Origin of the sequence: Streptomyces sp. SID12501, assembly GCF_010550245.1 — a bacterium.
In the GTDB taxonomy this organism is placed as follows: Bacteria; Actinomycetota; Actinomycetes; order Streptomycetales; family Streptomycetaceae; genus Streptomyces.
Window position 1 is genome coordinate 1 of record NZ_JAAGLU010000077.1, and the last position, 18388, is coordinate 18388.

An 18388-nucleotide genomic window follows, 5' to 3' on the forward strand; every position below is an offset into this window, starting at 1 on the left:
CCCGCCCCCGTGGCACCGGCCGCTGCGGCGCCCGCCGCCTCCGGTGACGACGGCGCCTACGTCACCCCGCTGGTGCGCAAGCTCGCCGCCGAGAACAGCGTCGATCTCGCCGCCGTCAAGGGCACCGGCGTCGGCGGTCGTATCCGCAAGCAGGACGTCCTGGCCGCCGCCGAGGCCGCGAAGGCCGCCGCGGCCGCTCCGGCGCCCGCCGTTGCCGCTGCCTCTGCCGCCCCGGCTGCCTCCTCGGCGCGCAAGACCCCCGTCCTGGAGGTCTCGCCGCTGCGTGGTCAGACGGTCAAGAGGACCCGCATCCGCAAGGTCATCGGCGACAACATGGTCAAGGCGCTGCGCGAGCAGGCGCAGCTGTCCTCGGTCGTCGAGGTCGACATCACCCGCCTGATGAAGCTCCGCGCGCAGGCGAAGGACTCCTTCGCGGCCCGTGAGGGCGTCAAGCTCTCCCCGATGCCGTTCTTCGTGAAGGCGGCGGCCCAGGCACTGAAGGCCTACCCGGTCATCAACGCCCGGATCAACGAGGCCGAGGGCACGATCACCTACTTCGACACCGAGAGCATCGGTATCGCGGTGGACTCCGAGAAGGGCCTGATGACCCCGGTCATCAAGCACGCGGGCGACCTCAACATCGCCGGTATCTCCAAGGCCACGGCCGAGCTCGCGGGCAAGGTCCGAAGCAACAAGATCACCCCGGACGAGCTGTCCGGCGCGACCTTCACCATCTCCAACACCGGCTCGCGCGGTGCGCTCTTCGACACGATCATCGTGCCGCCGAACCAGGTCGCGATCCTGGGCATCGGCGCGACGGTCAAGCGCCCGGCGGTCATCGAGACGGAGGAGGGCACGGTCATCGGCGTACGCGACATGACGTACCTGACCCTGTCCTACGACCACCGTCTGGTCGACGGCGCCGACGCGGCCCGTTACCTGACGGCCGTCAAGGCGATCCTGGAGGCGGGCGAGTTCGAGGTCGAGCTCGGCCTGTAACCAGCCGCCAGCCGCCTGGGCTGTACGTGTACGACGGTGCCCCGTCCGGAGTCCTCCGGACGGGGCACCGTCGTTTGCCGGTACGGCGGTGACGACGCCGGACCGGGTACGGCACAGGATCAGGCCACCGCATTTTCAGCCAACTTCCTCTTTTCAAGAGATCCAATTACCTGGATGCACAGTAAACGAAAAGCGAAAGGATTGGTTCCCCTCAGAACACACAAAGGAACTCGAATCCCTTGCGTTTATTTGGAATTCACCTTGCTCTTGGCCGGAAGTGAGCCATACGATCACCGAGGCGCCAAGGTGGCGGCTCCTCATGGGGATGAGGTTCCGCCGCCGACTGGGGGGGTGCTCCGACGAGGCCAAGACGGTGCTTATCCCTGCCCCTCCGTTTCCCTTCATGCACCACTGGATCGCACGAAAAGGAACGGAACCCAAGAAATGTCTCTCAGTAGAAGCAAGAGATTCGCCCTCGCCCTGGCGGGCGCGGCGGTCCTCACCCTCGGGAGTGCGGGCATCTCGGCGGCGGGTACGGACGGCGGCGCCGTCTACAACCCGACCGGTGGCTCCCTCGAGTGGTTCAAGCACGACGGCGACCACGTGTGGGTCAAGGACACCTCGGCCGACGGTCACTCCGCGGTCGGCCGGTCGTACGTTCCGTACGACGGCGTGAACACCCTGAACTGGGTGACGAGCGGCAACGGCGACTACGCCGACTTCAACTACGACTTCACCGAAGGCGCCTACGTCTACTACAAGGCGTGCGTCGGCGAGTCGGGCACGGGCGACTACTTCTCCTGCAACAGCAGCTGGTACTACGGCATCGCCTGACCCGGCAGCTCAGACTCTCGCGGGGCGGGCGGCCGGCCGCCCGCCCCGTGCTGGAAGGCGACATGAAAACACTGCGCATCCTGCTGACGGCCTTTCTGGCCACGGGACTTGCCACCGGCTGCTCGGCGGACGAGAAGAGTGCCGAGACACCCGTGAAGGTCGGCCCCGTCTCCACACCGACGGCCGCGACCACGACGAAGATGCCCCTCGCGGCCTACTTGCCGACCGAGAGCGAGCTCAACACCCTCGCCAGGGCCCAGACTTCGCTCCTGCGTGACTGCATGGCCGAGTACGGCTTCACCGACAGCCAGATCGAAGTGCCCTCGGACTGGCTGATGTTCGAGGACATCAGCCAGGGCACCGGCCTTCCGGTCACTCTCGAACAGGCGCAGCGGTACGGTTACCACCCCGCCGGCACCGACACCGGCGGCGACAGCGACGACCAGGAGAGCGGCTCGGACTCCGACTCGACGTCCGGCCTGCCCGGGCTGGCGACCGGGGAGAAGGAGACCGAGATGCTGGTGGCCAACGGCACGGCGGCCGCGGGTGCATCCGCCTCCGCCGCCGGGCAGCGGGTGAACGGCAAGGAGATCCCCGAGGGGGGCTGTGCCGGCCGCGCCCAGCAGACGATCGCCAAGGGCACCCCCGAACTGAAGAAATTCGGCTCGGACAACGCGGATCCGCTGAACGCCATTCTGGAAATCCGGGCGGAATCACACAGCAGTGCCACGCAGACGGACCTCTTCGAAAAAATGGAGAAATCGTGGTCCGCATGCATGAAGAAATCCGGTTTCTCGTACGGCAGCCTTAAATCCGCCGCCGAGGACGGGGAATGGTCGACCAATCAGGTGGCCAGTGAGCGGGAGATATTGGTGGCCACCTCCGATGTGAAATGCCGCATGTCCGCCAATTACCTCGGCGTGACCGAGGCCGTGTTCCTCGCCTACGAGAAGCGGGCTGTGGAGGACAACGCGGAGCTGCTCCAGGCCGTGCGGGACTACTACGACGCGACGCTGCGCAACGCGGCCAAGGTCGTGTGACCGATGGCCGACGTACTACCGGAGTCGGAGCGTGAACAGGAGTGGGAGCCCGACTCCTCCGGCGCGACGTCCGGACTCGTGCGGCGGCGCCGCGTCCTGGCCATGGTGGCCGGAGGCGCGGCGCTGTTCGCGGGCGGCGGTGTGGCCGCCTCCCTGTATGTGAAGTCGCCCGCCCAGGCGGTCGCCGACACCAAGGCGCCCGAGCCCGACGTGCTCACCGCCGAGGTCGAGCGGCGGGTGCTCGCCGACACCGTCGTCCTGCGCGGCACCGTGCGCGCGGGCCGGACCGTCACGGTGACGCCGTCCGCCTCCACCTCCGGGGACGGCGGTGGAGGCGGCTCTGTCATCGCGTCCAAGCTGCCGTACGCCGCAGGTGACGACGTACGGGCGGGCAAGGTGGTCGCCGAGGTGTCCGGGCGCCCGGTGATCACCCTCAGGGGCCGGGTCGCCGCGTACCGGGATCTCAAGCCCGGCTCGAAGGGCGACGACGTGACCCAGCTCCAGCGGGCGCTGGCCGACCTCGGGTACAGCAGCGGCGGAGATGCCACGGGCTCTTTCGGCACGGGCACCCAGGACGCCGTCGAGCGTCTCTACGCCGACCTCGGCTACGACCCGAGGCCCGCCTCGACCGGCGGCGAGGAGGCGGCGGCCCAGGCCGTGGAGAGCGCGAAGGACTCCGTCCGCAACGCCGAACGGATGCTGGAGGACGCCGAGGCGGTGGAGAAGCCGGACACCACCCAGGTGAAACGGGCCCGGGAGGACCTGGCGGACGCCCGCGAGGACCTCGCGACGGCCCGGCTGCAGGCGGGTGCGATGCTGCCGGCCGCCGAGGTCGTCTTCCTGCCAGCGTTCCCGGCCCGCCTGGACGCGGTCGGCGCGGCCGTCGGTGAGCCCGTCTCCGGCGTCCTGCTCACCCTGTCCTCGGGCGATCTGGTGGTCCAGGGCGGCGCGGCGGCCGACGAGAAGACACTGCTGCGCAAGGGCCAGAAGGCCCAGATCCTGTCCGAGCTGACCGGCAAGGAGTTCGCGGGCAAGGTGGCGACGGTGGCGACGACACCGACGGCGAGCGGCGGCCAGGGCTCGGGCAGCGGCTCCGGGAGTTCCGGCGGCTCCGGAGGCTCCGCGGGCGACACCGCCACGTACGCCGTGGTCGTCGTCCCGGACACGGCACTGCCCAGGTCACTGACCGGCCAGAACGTCCGTATCACCGTCACCTCGGCGGCCACCGGCGGCAAGGTGCTGGTGGTCCCGGTCGCCGCGGTCGCCTCCGGCACCGACGGCCGGACCACCGTGACGGTGCTGCACGGTGAACGCCGGGAGCGTGTGGAGGTCCGTACGGGAGCGACCGGGGACGGGTATGTGCAGGTCACACCGGTGAGCGAGGCGGGAGTGAGCGGGAGTCTCGACGCGGGTGACCCGGTCGTCGTGGGCACGTCGTCATGACGGAGTCCGCGACGGCGTCGGGGCCCGCCACCGCTTCCCCGCCCGTCATCGAGTTCCGCGGGGTCGGGCTGACGTACCCCGGGCCGCCGCCGGTGCCCGCGCTGCGCCCTTGTGACCTGACCGTTCTCACCGGCGACTACGTGACCGTCGTAGGCCCGTCCGGGTCGGGGAAGTCGACGTTCCTGAACATCGCCGGGCTGCTCGACCGGCCGACCTCGGGGCGTTATCTCCTTGACGGGGTCGACACCGGGGCGGTCCGGGACGCCGGGCGGACCGCGCTGCGCGGGCAGCGCATCGGGTTCGTGTTCCAGTCCTTCCATCTGCTGTCGCACCGCAGCGCTCTGGAGAACGTCACGCTCGCCCTTCTCTACAACGGCACCCCGCGTCGGAACCGGGCCGCGCGCGCCCGTGAGGCTCTGGAGCGGGTGGGCCTGGGCCACCGGCTCGACGCGGTGCCGTCGCGGCTGTCCGGCGGTGAACGACAACGGGTGGCCATCGCCCGCGCCGTGGTGGCCCGTCCCTCGCTCCTGCTGTGCGACGAGCCGACCGGCAACCTCGACACGGTCACCGCCGAGTCCGTACTGAGCCTTCTCGACCAGCTCCACGGCGAGGGGATGACCCTGCTCGTCATCACCCACGACCGCGAGGTGGCCGCCCGTGGCCGACGCACGATCACGATCCGCGACGGAGTTCTGAGAGAGAACAGCCTCACGGAGAACGACGCGGTCCCGGAAGGGAACAGAGAAGCCAGAGAAGACACACAAGACACAGAGAGCGGGGTACGGAAGTGATCCGCTTCCGGCGTGCGCGCCGCGTCCCCGCCGCCCCGCGCCTCACCACCCGGATGAGCCCGCGGGACCTGGTCTCCGAGGCACTGGGCGGGTTGCTCCAGCGGCCGGGACGGTCGGCGCTGACCAGCCTGGGGACCGTGCTCGGGGTGGGCACCTTCGTCGCCGTGCTCGGGCTGACGGCGACCACCTCCGCCCAGATCGACAGCACCTTCAACGCGCTCACGGCGACCGAGGTGACCGTCGAGGACACCGGCGGGAGCGAAGCCGACGACGTGCCGCTGTCCTTCCCCGACGACGCGCAGCGCCGGGTCGAGAAGCTGCACGGCGTCGAGCACGCCGGCGTGTACTGGCAGGTCCGGCTGGAGGGGCGGGCGGACGACACCGTACGGGCCACTCTGACCGGGGACGCGGGTGACGGGGAGCGGGGGGCGAATGTCGTAGCGGCGGACCCGGGGCTGCTCAGGGCCGTGGAGCCGACGCTGCGCGAGGGGCGGCTGTTCGGTGCCTGGCACAGCGAGCACCGGCAGCCGGTCGCCGTGCTGGGCGCGGGCCTGGCCTCGCGGCTGGGCATCACCTCGCTGGAGAACGCCCCCGCGGTCCACATCGGCGGCCGGGCCTTCACGGTCGTCGGCATCCTGGAGGACGTGAAGCGCGAGACGGGACTGCTGCTGTCGGTGATCGTGCCGCGCACCACCGCCGAGGACATCTGGGGCACCCCGGACAGCGGCAGCCGGGCGAAGATGCTGGTGTCGACGGACGTCGGCGCGGCCCGTCAGATCGCCGACGAGGTACCCGTGGCCCTCGACCCGGCGCACCAGGACCGGTTCGGCGCGGTGCCGCCGCCCGACCCGAAGGCGCTGCGCTCCTCGGTCTCCTCCGACCTGGGGCAGTTGTTCCTGCTGCTGGCCTGTGTCTGCCTGGTGATCGGCGCGGTGGGCATCGCGAACACCACCCTGGTCGCGGTCCTGGAACGCACCCCGGAGATCGGGCTGCGCCGAGCGCTGGGGGCGCGCGGTATCCATGTGACCGGCCAGTTCCTCACCGAGTCGGCGGTACTGGGGCTGCTCGGCGGTCTGGTGGGGGCCAGCGTCGGCACCCTGGTCGTGGTCGGGGTCGCCGTGGCCCAGCACTGGACGGCGGTGGTGGAACCCCTGACGGTCGCGACGGCACCGGCCGCCGGCATGCTCACGGGTCTGCTGGCGGGGGTGTACCCGGCGTGGCGGGCGGCCCGCATCCAGCCGGTGGAGGCCCTGCGCCGCTGAGGCCCACGACGCTGTCGTCGACGGTCGTACAAGCTGTGGCGTGAGCCCTGTCCGGTCTGTAACGCTCGTCTCACGTTCGGCCGCGCTCCGGCCCGGAACCCCTCTGGGCAGGGACGCGGCCTTATTGTCTAAAGGTCAAAGCCCCTGGGGCCGAAGCCCCTCCCTCAAGGAGCCCTCATGACCGCGCCCGTCGTCCACTCGCTGCGCGAGCAGATCCGCGAGCACATCGTGGAGGGGATCGTCAGCGGGCGCTGGAAGCCGGGCGAGCGGATCGTCGAGCGCCGGATCGCGACCGAGCTGGAGGTCAGCCAGACGCCCGTGCGGGAGGCGCTGCGCGAGCTGGAGTCGCTGCGGCTGATCGAGTCGGCGCCCAACAAGGGCGTCCGTGTCCGGAATCTGACCGCCGCCGACCTGGAGGAGAGCTACCCCGTCCGGGCCGGTCTGGAGGCCATCGCGGCGGAGCTGGCGGCGGGGAAGCTGGCGGACGACTGCTCGGCCCTCGAACCGCATGTCGCCGCCCTGTACGAGGCGGACCGCGCGTCGGACGGAACCGGCCAGGTCCGGCACACGGTGGGATTCCATCGCGAGATGGTGCGCGCGGCCGGGAACTCGGTGCTCCTGCACACCTGGGAGGGGCTGGGCATCGAGGTGTTCACGGCGTTGTCGATCCGCTGGCTGGGGACGGTCCAGCAGTCGTACGCGGAGGAGCACGAGGAGCTGGTCGCCGCGTTCCGCCGCCGGGATCCACGGATCGCCGAGCTGGTGAAGGCCCATGTGCTGGGGTGCGCACCGCGGCCCTGACGCGACCGAGCCACCAAGCGTGTAGCCGCTCACCTGCGAAAACGGCAGATAACTACGGCACCCGGTGCCCGCGCCCAAGGCACCCCGTGCCTACTTTCTCGCGATCAAGAGGTTTTGCCCTCAACCCTTTGATCGATCATCGATCAACGAGTTAGAGTCGCCCCCGGGCCCGTGGCGGAGTCACAGAACTGACACCGCCAAGGACCCGCAGCCCTGTCCTGCCAAAGACCAAGGGCACCCCCGAACCCTTGCCGACGAGGGAACCCCCTTCGACTGAGGAAGGCGGCGACATGACCGACCCCAAGGCCATCCAGCCGAGCGAGCTCGACCAGCTCCATGACCGCGACCCCGAAGAGACCGCCGAATGGCAGGCCTCACTGGACGCGGTCACCAAGGCGGCCGGGCCGCACCGGGCCGCGTATCTGATGCGCCGCACGCTGGAGCGCGCCGAGGGCAACGGCATCGCGCTGCCCAAGCTCCTGGAGACGGACTACGTCAACACCATCCCCACCGCCGCCGAGCCCGTAGTGGACGGCGACGAGGCGATGGAGCACCGGATCACCGCCTGGAACCGCTGGAACGCGGCGGCCATGGTGACCCGGGGCAGCAAACACGGCGTGGGCGGCCACATCGCCACCTTCGCCTCGGCGGCCTGGCTGTACGAGACCGGCTTCAACCACTTCTTCAAGGGCAAGGAGTCCCAGGAGTCGCCCGGCTCCGGTGACCAGCTGTACATCCAGGGCCACGCCTCCCCCGGTATCTACGCCCGCGCCTTCCTCGACGGCCGGCTGACCGAGGCCCATCTCGACAAGTTCCGGCAGGAGGCGGGCGGCAACGGCCTCCCGTCCTACCCGCACCCGCGCCGGCTGCCCTGGCTGTGGGAGTTCCCGACGGTGTCGATGGGCCTCGGTCCGCTGTCAGCGATCTACCAGGCACGCTTCAACCGCTACCTCACCAACCGCAGCATCAAGGACGTCTCCGCGTCCCACGTGTGGGCGTTCCTCGGCGACGGCGAGATGGACGAGCCGGAGTCGACGGCCGCCCTCGCGCTCGCCTCCCGCGAGGGCCTGGACAACCTCACCTTCGTCATCAACTGCAACCTCCAGCGGCTCGACGGCCCGGTCCGCGCGAACTTCAAGATCGTGCAGGAGCTGGAGGCACAGTTCCGCGGCGCGGGCTGGAACGTGATCAAGACCCTCTGGGGTACGGCGTGGGACGAGCTGTTCCAGCTCGACACGACGGGTGCGCTCGTACGCAGGCTCCGTGAGGTGCCGGACGCCCAGGTGCAGACGTACCAGACGCGCGACGCCGCCTACATCCGCGCCGACTTCTTCGGCAAGGACCCGGCGCTCGTCGAGATGGCGAAGCTGCTGAGCGACGACAAGATCCTCGAGTGTTTCCACCTCTCGCGCGGTGGTCACGAGTCGCGCAAGGTGTACGCGGCCTACAAGGCGGCGGTCGAGTTCAAGGGCGCGCCGACGGTCATCCTGGCCCAGACGGTCAAGGGCTTCACCCTGGGCGAGGGCTTCGCGTCGAAGAACGCCAACCACCAGATGAAGAAGCTGTCGGTGGACGAGTTCAAGCAGATGCGTGATCTGCTCGAACTCCCCATCTCCGACGCGCAGTTCGTCGACGGTGTGGTGCCGTACGGCCACCCGGGCGCCGACTCCCCCGAGGTCCGTTACCTCCAGGAGCGCCGCGCGGCCCTCGGCGGCCCGGCCCCGACCCGCCGTACGCAGGCAGTCGCCCCGCTCCCCGCCCCGGCGGAGAAGACGTTCACGTCGTTCGACAAGGGCTCCGGCTCACAGAACATCGCCACGACGATGGCCTTCGTACGCCTGGTCAAGGACCTGGTCCGCGACAAGGAGACGGGCCGTCGCTGGGTGCCGATCGTCCCGGACGAGGCACGCACCTTTGGCATGGAGTCGCTCTTCCCGTCCCTCGGGATCTACTCCCCCAAGGGCCAGACGTACGAGCCGGTCGACCGCGACCAGCTGATGTACTACAAGGAGGCCAAGGACGGCCAGATCCTCAACGAGGGGATCACCGAGGCCGGTTCCATGGCGGACTTCATCGCCGCGTCGACGTCGTACTCGACGCACGGCGAGCCGATGATCCCCTTCTACATCTTCTACTCGATGTTCGGCTGGCAGCGCACGGCCGACCAGATGTGGCAGCTCGGCGACCAGCTCGGCCGAGGCTTCCTGGTCGGCGCGACGGCCGGCCGTACGACACTCACGGGCGAGGGCCTCCAGCACGCCGACGGCCACTCCCCGGTGATCGCCGCGACGAACCCGGCCGCGCTGTCGTACGACCCGGCCTTCGCGTACGAGGTCGCGGTGATCGTGCGTGACGGTCTGCGCCGCATGTACGGCGAGACGGCGCCCGGCGAGGACCCGAACGTCTTCTACTACCTGACCGTCTACAACGAGCCGATCCCGCAGCCCGCGAAGCCGACCCCTTCCGGCATCGACGAGGGCATCATCAAGGGCCTGTACCGCTTCAACACGGCGGAGTCGGCGGGGCTCTCACCGGCCGCCAACGCGCCGCGCATCCAGCTGCTCGGCTCCGGTACGGCGATCCACTGGGCTCTGAAGGCGCAGCGGCTGCTCGCCGAGGAGTGGGGCGTGGCGGCCGACGTGTGGTCGGCGACGTCCTGGACCGAGCTGCGGCGGGACGCGCTGGACGCGGATGCGGCGCTGCTGCGGGGCGAGGAGCGGGTGCCGTACGTCCGTCAGGCCCTCCAGGGGGCCGAGGGGCCGGTGCTGGCGGTGTCCGACTACATGCGCCAGGTGCCGGACCAGATCGCCCAGTGGGTCGAGCAGGACTACTCGTCACTGGGCGCGGACGGATTCGGACTGTCGGACACGCGGGACGCTGCTCGGCGGTACTTCGGGGTCGACGCGGAGTCGATCGTCGTGGCGGGGTTGGCACAGTTGGCGCGGCGGGGGGAAGTCAAGGCCACGTCGGTGAAGGAGGCACGGGAGCGGTACGGGTTGTAGGGGGCGGTTTTTACCCACCCACCCGCCCGTTTCCAGTCCGTTCGCCGGGCGCCCTCGAACCCCTTGAGCGCGCCCGGCATCTCCAGCCCGTCCGGCCGGGGCGAGAACCCTTCCCGCACCCCCGGGCATCATGAACCCATGCGCGCTGCCCGCCTCATCAAAATGGTGCTGCTGCTCCAGTCCAGGCCCTCCATGACCGCCGCCGAGCTGGCCCGGGAGCTGGAGGTGTCCGAGCGCACCGTCACCCGGGACGCGCAGGCCCTGTCCGAGGCGGGCGTGCCCGTGTACGCCGACCGGGGCCGGGCCGGCGGTTACCGGCTGGTCGGCGGATACCGTACCCGCCTCACCGGACTGGCCCGCGGCGAGGCCGAGGCGCTGTTCCTGAGCGGAGTACCGGGCGCCCTGCGCGAGATGGGGCTGGAGGACACCGCCTCGGCGGCCCGCCTCAAGGTGTCCGCCGCCCTACTGCCCTCCCTCCGCGACGCCCCCCGCACAGCCGCCCAGCGTTTCCATCTGGACGCCCCCGCCTGGTTCAGCGAGCCCCCGACTCCCGAGTCGCTGTCCGCCGTCGCGGAGGCGGTGTGGGACGACCGTCCGATCCTGGCCCGCTACCGGCGCGGCGGCCCCGGGGGCACCGACGTGGAGCGCGACCTGGAGCCGTACGGGCTCGTCCTCAAGGCGGGCGTCTGGTACCTGTGCGCCCGGGTGCCGGACCACGCCGGTCGTGAGCCCGGGTCCGGGTCCTTCCGGGTGTACCGCGTCGACCGGTTCACCTCCGTGCAGGCCACCGGCCAGGCCCCCGGCCGCCACGAACACTTCGCACGCGACGCCGACTTCGACCTGCCCGCGTTCTGGGAGGAGCGGGCGGAGCAGTTCGCGCGGTCGATCCTGCGCGCCGAGGTCGTCGTACGGCTGTCGGCGGAAGGGGCGCGCAGACTGCCGTACACCGTCGATCCCGTGTCCGCCCGGGACGCGCTGTCGACCGGCGGCGAGCCCGACGCGCTGGGCCGGGTCACCGTGACGCTCGCCGTGGAGTCGGCGGAGGTCGCCCATACGCAGTTGGCGGCGCTCGGGCCGGAGGCGGAGGTGCTGGCGCCGCCGGAACTGCGGGCGCGGTTCACGCGGGACGCGCGGCGGCTGGGGGCGCTGTACTCCCCTCCACACCCACCTCCACCAGCCGCGTAGTTCACCGCGAGGCGCGAGCTCGCGAGGCCGGCGGGCCTGTACACCCCATCACCTGTTTTCCCCTGTTTTCTTTCAAGGAGGCCCTGGCGTTCACGCCGGGGAGGAATCGCATCCGGGTGTCGTGACGCGGAGCGTCGCCGTATCCGGTTTCAGGGCGCGGAGCGCCCGTACCTCTGTTGGCCCCTCATCGAGGCGATGCGAACGTGCGTTCCTGTGATCGCTGGTCGGGGTGAGGCTGGGGGATCGGGGTCTGTTTGTGCGGCTGTCGTACGTATGGTCCTTCAGGGGGTTCGGGACGGCACGGTGTCCCGGCCAGGGAGCGTGAGGGGGCGAGATGGCGCAGGTGAGGGCGGCTGCGGAGGTGGGGCATGCCCGCTACACCTACCGGCTGCGCATGTCGTGCGCTGCCGGCGCCGCTCTGGCGGCGGAGTGGGGCCGATGCCGGTGGGTGTGGAACGAATGTGCCGCCAAGTCCAAGGCCGTACACCTGCACAACAAGGCCGCCGGCCAGAAGGCCACGTGCGGTCCGGCTCAGCTCGACAGGATGCTGACCGAAGCCCGCGCCCGTACACCGTGGCTGCGTGAGGGCTCGTCCGTTGTCCAGCAGCAGGTCATCCGTGACTTCGGCCGCTCCCGCGCCAAGGCGCACAAGGACATCAAAGAGCGCCTGCCCATGGCACGCCGCGCGGGTATGCCCACCTACAAGAAGAAGCACGAGGCGCCGGCGACCCTCAACTACACCAAACGTGGCTTCCGGTTGAAGGACGGACGTCTGCACCTGGCGGGCGGCATCGTCTTGACGGTGGTGTGGTCGCGGGAACTGCCCGGCGAGCCGTCCTCAGTGCGCGTCTACCAGGACAGCCTCGGCCACTGGTACTGCTCGTTCATCATCCCGGCCCAGGTCCAGCCCCTGCCGGAGACCGGCCGCGTCCTCGGCGTCGACTGGGGCGTGAAGGAGACCGCGACCACCACCTCCGATGCCCACGACCTGCCGCACGCCGAGCACGGCAAGAAGGCGCGGGCGCAGCTGACCCGGTACGACCGGATGATGGCCCGCCGTAAACCGAAGAAGGGCCAGCCCGGATCGAAGGGCTACCGCGAAGCGAAGAAACTGCGGGCGAAGGCGCACAAAAAGGTCGCCAGGCAGCGTGCGGACACCGGCCGCAAGTGGGCCAAGAAGGTCGTCCGCGACCACGACGCCATCGCCGTTGAGGACTTCCGCCCGAAGTTCCTCGCCAGGAGCACCATGGCCCGCAAGGCTGCCGACGCCGCCATCGGGGCCACCAAGGCCGCTCTGATCGAGATGGGCCGCAAGCACGGGCGGGACATCCGCCTCGTCCACCCCGCGCACACCACGATGGACTGCGCGCACTGCGATGCGAGAGCCAAGCATCGCCTGCCGCTGGGTGAGCGCACCTACACCTGCACCGTATGCGGAAACGTGTCCCCACGGGACAAGAACTCCGCACACGTCATGCTCGTCCGGGCTGGTCTCAACCCGGCTGGCGCCGATGGCAGAAGACCTCCTGGAGCGCTGCTCCAGGAGGCGGCCTGAGCCAGGAATCCCCTTCCCTTCAGGGAGGGGAGGATTCAAATCCGCGTATCTCCACGTGCGTCCCTCCCCTCCAGGCCCGATGCTGTACCCGTGATGGACGAGACGGAGTTCTGGAAGCTGGTGGACGCGACCCGCGAGGCCGCCGAGGGTGACCCCGAGGATCAGGCCGATCTGCTGGTCGAGCAGTTGCTCCAGCTCGACCCGGACTCGGTCCTCGACTTCGCCCGCCATTTCGAGGCCCGCTACAACCGGGCCTACCGCTGGGACCTGTGGGGCGCCGCCCGGGTACTGCTCGACGGGGCCGACGACGACGCCTTCGACTTCTTCCGGTGCTGGCTGATCGGCCAGGGCCGCGAGGTCTTCGAGGGCGCCCTGCACGGCGACCCGGACTCGCTCGCCGATCTCCTGGACGACTTCGATCCGGAGATCGACGGGGACGGCGAGGAGTTGGGCTACGCGGCCGACGAGGCGTACGAGCAGCTCACCGGTACCGTCGCCCCGGATCTGGGTATTCCGCCCGCGTCGGCGGAGCCCGAGGGGACGCCCATCGCCCTGGCGGACGAAGGGGCCCTCGCCGACCGGTATCCCAAGCTGTGGCAGCGGTTCAAGGGCGCCTGAGAGCCGTCCCTCAGGCCGCCGTGCCGCGGCGGCGGGTCAGGTCCGACGGGATGTAGGCCTGCTGCGTGTGGTCGACCCGTACGGCGTGGTGGTGCATGGGGGCCGCGTTGGCCTGGTCGAGGGCGGATGCCGTGACCGCCGCCGGGCCCAGGACGACCGTCGCCACCGCGCAGAGCACGGTCCACGGGTTCCGTGCGGCCCCGGCCCAGCCGCTGGAAGACCTCTTGCGGTCGGTCCGTTCGGTCCGTTCGGTCCGCTCCAGCGGGTTCGTACGACTGCTGCTGCTCATGATCCCCACCTCCGGTCAGTGCGTACGACGAAGGTAGGACGGGGAGTTGGGGCGCCTCGTTGAACGCGCTGTGATGTACCTGTGAGCCCGCGTCGGCGCGTGTGCGACTTTGTTCTTGTCGGCTCAGCGCCGGCCCTGCAGACGTGCCGCCGTCTGTCTGATCGCCGGGAGGCGGGCCGTGAGGGCGGCTCCGGGGCAGCTCGTCATGTAGCCGGCGTTGTGGCCCGCCAGAGCGGGCAGGGTGACGGCGGTGCCGGACGCGTAGCGGCTGAGGTCGTTGCTGGAGACCAGGCGTGCGCCACCGCGCGGGTCGGTGCCCGAGAGGCCGAGTTTCCAGGCGGCGACGGCTGCGATCGCGTCGGTCATGGCCTGCGGCACGGGCACGCCCGCGGTGAAGGTACCGAGGGCTGCGATGCCGACGGTGCGATGGTTGAAGCCCTGGGTGTGGGCGCCGGTGACGGGGCGGTCGACTCCGCCCGCGCGGCCTTCGTAGACGGTGCCGCAGCGGTCGACGACGAAGTTGTAGCCGATGTCGTCCCAGTCGCGGGAGCCGGTCTGGCCGGCGTACAGGTAGCGGATGATGCGGGGCGCGTCGGCGCAGTCGTAGCCGTTGGGCGAGTCGGTGTGGTGGACGAACACGGCGACGACCCGGTCGTCGTAGCGCGGCGGCGGCTGCTCGCGTTCGGCGTCCTCGATCCAGACGGTACGGGGCACGATGCGCGGCTTGGCGGCGGAGTGGGCGACGGCCTGGCGGGTCACGACGGGGTATGCCCGGCGCGGGGTCGTACGGTCGACGCCGGTCGTCCACAGGACCAGCCCGACGACGACGGCGATTCCGGGCAGGCAGGCGAGCGCCACGCGGGCGGCGCCCGGCACGCGGCGGACACGCGAGTCACTCATGGACCCCTTGGACTCCTTGGACCCCATGGGACCCACTGTTGGCCAGTACGGTTCCGCCCGCGATGTGTGGTGTGCCACTTGGTGGAACCAATATCCCGGTCCGGGACGTTTTTACAGGTCAAGGTGCCTGATACGCGCAGGTGACTGATCGGCGGCTGATCACCGGGCCCTTCCCGCGCGTACTACCGCATGCGAGGCATGTGTACGGGGGACCAATGGGTCCAAAGGAAAGGCGGCCGGAGTGGACCTGCTCGACATCCTGCTGTTGCTGGTGATCGTCGGCTATGCGGCGTCCGGTTACCGGCGTGGCCTGGTGGCGGGCTGCGTCTCTCTGGCCGGGTTCGTGGGCGGCGCCGTCATCGGGGTGTGGGTGCTGCCCTGGATCATGGAGCTGGTGACGGCGGGGACGCCGACGGCGACGGTGACGGCCGTGCTCACGGTGCTGGTGCCGGCCGTGGTGGGCCACGAGGTGATGGGCCGGTTCGCGCTGAGGCTGCGCCGCGAACTGGACCGGGGGCCGCTGCGGGTCGCCGACGGGGTGGGCGGGGGCGTGGCCAACGCGGTCGCCGTGCTGCTGGTGGCCTGGGTGGCCGCGAGCGTCCTGGGCGCCTCCTCCTCGCCGGTGGTCACGACGGCGATCCGGGACTCGGCGCTGCTGGGCGCGGTGCAGAACTCGATGCCGGAGACGACCCCGACCTGGTTCTCGCGGGCCACGTCCGCGCTCACCCAGGCGGGCTTCCCGCAGGTCTTCAACCCCTTCGAGAACGAACCGGCGACGAGTGTCGCCAAGCCGACCGGGGACAGTGTCACGGCGAGCGCGACGAACGCGGCCAAGCTGAGCACGGTCAAGATCGAGGGCGTCGCGGGCACCCAGGGCCGGGAGGGCAGCGGTTTCGTGTACGCGGCCCGGCATGTGATGACCAACGCCCATGTGGTGGCGGGCATCGACAACCCGACCGTCCGGGTCGGCGGGGTCGGGACGGCGCACGAGGCCCGGGTGGTGCTCTTCGACCCCGAGAGGGACGTGGCCGTGCTGTACGTCCCCGATCTGCGCGCGCCCGTCCTGCGCTTCGACGACAGCGCGAAGCGGGGCGACTCGGCGGTGGTCGCGGGCTATCCCCAGGACGGCGACCTGAATCTGCAGGCCGCCACGGTCGCCGACAAGGTACGGGCGAGGGGCCAGAACATCTACAACAACGAGACGGTGACCCGCGAGATCTACTCGATCCGCTCGACCGTCCGGCCCGGCAACTCCGGCGGCCCGCTCCTGACCACCGACGGCAAGGTGTCCGGCGTGGTCTTCGCCCGCTCCACGTCCGACGACGAGACGGGATACGTCCTGACGGTGGACGAGGTCTCCGGCGACGCGAAACGCGCGGCGACCGCGACGGCGGCGGTGGACACGGGCGACCTGGTGACGACCTAGCCGTCCCCACCTGGGTGGTTACGGAGTCATCTGGGCGACTACAGCGCCCGGCCCATGAGGACGTCGTCCACGAACTCCCCGTCCAGCAGGAACTCCCTGGGCTGGACGCCCTCGACGACGAAGCCCTCCGACTCGTACAGCCCCCGGGCCGGGGTGTTGTGCCCGAGGACGCGCAGCGAGAGGCGCAGGGCGCCCCGGCGGCGGGCCTCGGCCACGGCGGCCCGGATCAGCAGCCGCCCGACGCCCATGCCGCGCGCCTCGTCGGAGACGGCGAGCCCCTGGATCTGCCGGACGTGTGCGTTCGACGCGAGCGGAGTGGGCCGGGCGAGCTTGACATAGCCCACGACCAGACCTTCACCGGCGACGGCGACCAGGTGGTCGCCCGGGTCGGAGGTCTCGTGGAAGAACGGCGTGTACGGCGGTCTGGCCCGGGGTGTGACGGCGTGCAGGGTGGACCAGGTGGCGCGGTCGAGTCTGCCGAGGGCGTCGCCGTCGTCGGGCACGGCGAGTCGCACGAACGGCTCGTGACCCTCATGGCCCTCGTGATCCTTGTGGCCCTCGTATTCGTCGGGCGGCTGGTGCCGGTGCTGCTGCTGGTTCGGTTGACGCGGCTCGGGCGGCATGGGGACAACTCTAGGGCCGGGGTGCGACAACGGGTCCGGGGCCGGTGGCGCAGGATGGGGGCATGGAACGCTCTCGAATCGCGGTGGCCGGTGCGTCCGGTCTCATCGGTACGGCCCTGGTGCGGTCCCTGACCGCCGACGGGCACGAAGTCGCCCGCCTGGTACGGCATGCGCCCCGGACGAAGGACGAGGTCCGCTGGGACCCCGAACGGCGGACGATCGACGCGGCCGGACTCGCGGGCTGCACCGCCGTGGTGAACCTGGCCGGGGCGGGGGTCGGCAGCCGGCGCTGGACGGACGCGTACAAACGGACGATCCGCGACAGCCGCGTCCTGGGCACGACGACGCTCGCCGAGGCCGTCGCCTCGATGGACGAGCCGCCGCGGGTCTTCGTGAACGGCAGCGCGATGGGCTACTACGGGGAGACCGGCGAGCGGGCCGTGGACGAGGACGCGCCTGCGGGAGAGGGCTTCCTGCCGTCGGTGTGCGTGGAGTGGGAGGGGGCCGCGGGCGCCGCCGAGGAGGCGGGCGTACGGACGGTCTTCGCGCGGACCGGGCTGGTGGTGGCGAGCGGCGGCGGGGCCTGGGGAAAGCTGTTTCCGCTGTTCAAGGCGGGCCTGGGCGGACGGATGGGGGACGGCTCCCAGTACTGGTCGTTCATCGCGCTGCACGACGAGGTGGCGGCGATCCGGCATCTCATCGACACCGACGGGCTGTCCGGGGCGTTCAACCTGACGGCGCCGCAGCCGCTCACCAACCGGGAGATCACGGCGGCGATGGGCCGCGTGCTGGGGCGGCCGACCCTGTTCACGGTGCCCGCGCCCGTGCTGCGCGCGGTGCTGGGCGAGATGTCCGGGGACGTGCTCGGCAGCGCGCGGGTACTGCCGAAGCGACTGCTGGAGTCCGGGTTCACGTTCGCGTTCCCGGAGATCGACGACGCGATCCGGGCGGCGCGGGCCTGATCCTCCTCCACGCCCCTGGCCCACACCCCGGGTGACAGGGTGCGACCGCATGCGACCGGTGTGCGACCGTGCCCTGTTCATGCGCGACTTCCGCCCGTCGCGAGCAGCCCTACTCTCGATCGGAACGGTCGGAACGGTCGGAACCGTCGGTACGACCGAACTCGCTTATCCCGTACGCCTGTTGGGGCAACGGTGCCCCGGCCGGCCGCGTCACCGCGATCGAGGGAGGGCACGTGCTTGAGCCCGCGTACCAGGCGGACGTCGTCATTGTGGGGGCCGGTGTCGCCGGACTCGCGGCGGCCCATCGGCTGACCAGCGCAGGAGTAACGACCGCGGTCCTGGAGGCCGCCCCTTACGTCGGCGGCCGGATGGCGACCGAGAAGGTCGACGGCTTCCGGCTCGACCGGATCGGGCAGCTGCTGTCCACGTCGTATCCCGAACTGCGGCTGACCCCGGGCCTCGACGCGCTCGTCCTGCGTTCCTTCGCACCGGGTGTCCTGGTGCACAGCGACGGACACCGGCACCGCGCGGGCGCCCCGCTGGGCGGCGGGGGCGCACGGGGCGCACTCGGCGCTGTGCGCGCCCTGGCGAGCGCCCCGAGGTCGGCGAGGACGGCCAGGTCCCCCCGTCTGACGGCATCGGCGAGGGCGCGCACCGG

17 protein-coding genes are annotated in these 18388 nt (G+C 70.7%); 14 read left to right on the forward strand and 3 right to left on the reverse strand.

Annotated features, from left to right (window positions below; translation table 11 throughout):
- The 11 genes from sucB to G3I71_RS43885 form a co-directional block, all read left to right on the forward strand.
- A partial coding sequence (gene sucB, locus G3I71_RS43835; protein ID WP_164324274.1) for a 2-oxoglutarate dehydrogenase, E2 component, dihydrolipoamide succinyltransferase occupies positions 1-999 on the forward strand: 999 nt, incomplete at its 5' end.
- A gap of 444 nt (positions 1000-1443) precedes the next feature.
- A complete protein-coding gene (locus G3I71_RS43840; RefSeq protein ID WP_164324276.1) occupies positions 1444-1833 on the forward strand; it encodes a hypothetical protein in 390 nt (129 codons plus the stop codon).
- Positions 1834-1895: 62 nt separating this feature from the next.
- Positions 1896-2873 carry a hypothetical protein gene (locus G3I71_RS43845; RefSeq protein ID WP_164324279.1) on the forward strand — a complete coding sequence of 326 codons (978 nt, stop codon included), beginning with the start codon at positions 1896-1898 and terminating at the stop codon, positions 2871-2873.
- A 3-nt stretch (positions 2874-2876) separates the two neighbouring features.
- On the forward strand, positions 2877-4316 hold the full coding sequence (locus G3I71_RS43850; protein ID WP_164324281.1) for a peptidoglycan-binding protein: 1440 nt from the start codon (positions 2877-2879) through the stop codon (positions 4314-4316).
- Positions 4313-5107, forward strand: a complete 795-nt coding sequence (locus G3I71_RS43855) for an ABC transporter ATP-binding protein (protein WP_164324284.1) — start codon at positions 4313-4315, stop codon at positions 5105-5107. The genes G3I71_RS43850 and G3I71_RS43855 overlap by 4 nt, the downstream gene beginning before the upstream one ends.
- Before the next feature lie 53 nt (positions 5108-5160).
- The gene (locus G3I71_RS43860) at positions 5161-6369 is read left to right on the forward strand and encodes an ABC transporter permease (RefSeq protein ID WP_164324303.1); all 1209 of its coding nucleotides are present in this window, start codon (positions 5161-5163) and stop codon (positions 6367-6369) included.
- Between the two features lie 177 nt (positions 6370-6546).
- Positions 6547-7170, forward strand: a complete 624-nt coding sequence (locus G3I71_RS43865) for a GntR family transcriptional regulator (protein ID WP_164324286.1) — start codon at positions 6547-6549, stop codon at positions 7168-7170.
- A gap of 290 nt (positions 7171-7460) precedes the next feature.
- The gene (gene aceE / locus G3I71_RS43870; RefSeq protein WP_164324288.1) at positions 7461-10172 is read left to right on the forward strand and encodes a pyruvate dehydrogenase (acetyl-transferring), homodimeric type; all 2712 of its coding nucleotides are present in this window, start codon (positions 7461-7463) and stop codon (positions 10170-10172) included.
- Between the two features lie 138 nt (positions 10173-10310).
- Positions 10311-11357, forward strand: a complete 1047-nt coding sequence (locus G3I71_RS43875; RefSeq protein WP_164324290.1) for a YafY family protein — start codon at positions 10311-10313, stop codon at positions 11355-11357.
- Between the two features lie 334 nt (positions 11358-11691).
- On the forward strand, positions 11692-12912 hold the full coding sequence (locus G3I71_RS43880) for an RNA-guided endonuclease TnpB family protein (protein WP_164324293.1): 1221 nt from the start codon (positions 11692-11694) through the stop codon (positions 12910-12912).
- 93 nt (positions 12913-13005) lie between these two features.
- A complete protein-coding gene (locus G3I71_RS43885; protein ID WP_164324305.1) occupies positions 13006-13530 on the forward strand; it encodes a DUF4240 domain-containing protein in 525 nt (174 codons plus the stop codon).
- 10 nt (positions 13531-13540) lie between these two features.
- On the opposite strand, the gene G3I71_RS43890 is transcribed toward G3I71_RS43885, so the two are convergent.
- Both G3I71_RS43890 and G3I71_RS43895 read right to left on the reverse strand, forming a co-directional pair.
- Positions 13541-13819, reverse strand: coding sequence for a hypothetical protein (locus G3I71_RS43890; protein WP_164324271.1), 279 nt, complete (start codon positions 13817-13819; stop codon positions 13541-13543).
- A gap of 123 nt (positions 13820-13942) precedes the next feature.
- On the reverse strand, positions 13943-14719 hold the full coding sequence (locus G3I71_RS43895; protein ID WP_164324295.1) for a peptidoglycan recognition protein: 777 nt from the start codon (positions 14717-14719) through the stop codon (positions 13943-13945).
- A gap of 241 nt (positions 14720-14960) precedes the next feature.
- On the opposite strand from G3I71_RS43895, the gene G3I71_RS43900 reads away from it, so the two are divergent.
- The gene (locus G3I71_RS43900; RefSeq protein ID WP_164324297.1) at positions 14961-16145 is read left to right on the forward strand and encodes a MarP family serine protease; all 1185 of its coding nucleotides are present in this window, start codon (positions 14961-14963) and stop codon (positions 16143-16145) included.
- A gap of 38 nt (positions 16146-16183) precedes the next feature.
- On the opposite strand, the gene G3I71_RS43905 is transcribed toward G3I71_RS43900, so the two are convergent.
- Positions 16184-16768 (reverse strand): GNAT family N-acetyltransferase, encoded by a 585-nt coding sequence (locus G3I71_RS43905; RefSeq protein ID WP_164324299.1) that lies wholly within the window; start codon positions 16766-16768, stop codon positions 16184-16186.
- Positions 16769-16830: 62 nt separating this feature from the next.
- On the opposite strand from G3I71_RS43905, the gene G3I71_RS43910 reads away from it, so the two are divergent.
- Together G3I71_RS43910 and G3I71_RS43915 are read left to right on the forward strand one after the other, a co-directional pair.
- Complete coding sequence (locus G3I71_RS43910) at positions 16831-17730, forward strand: TIGR01777 family oxidoreductase (protein ID WP_203732950.1); 900 nt, start codon at positions 16831-16833, stop codon at positions 17728-17730.
- A 233-nt stretch (positions 17731-17963) separates the two neighbouring features.
- Positions 17964-18388: NAD(P)-binding protein (locus tag G3I71_RS43915; RefSeq protein WP_164324301.1), on the forward strand; the 425-nt coding region annotated here is incomplete at its 3' end.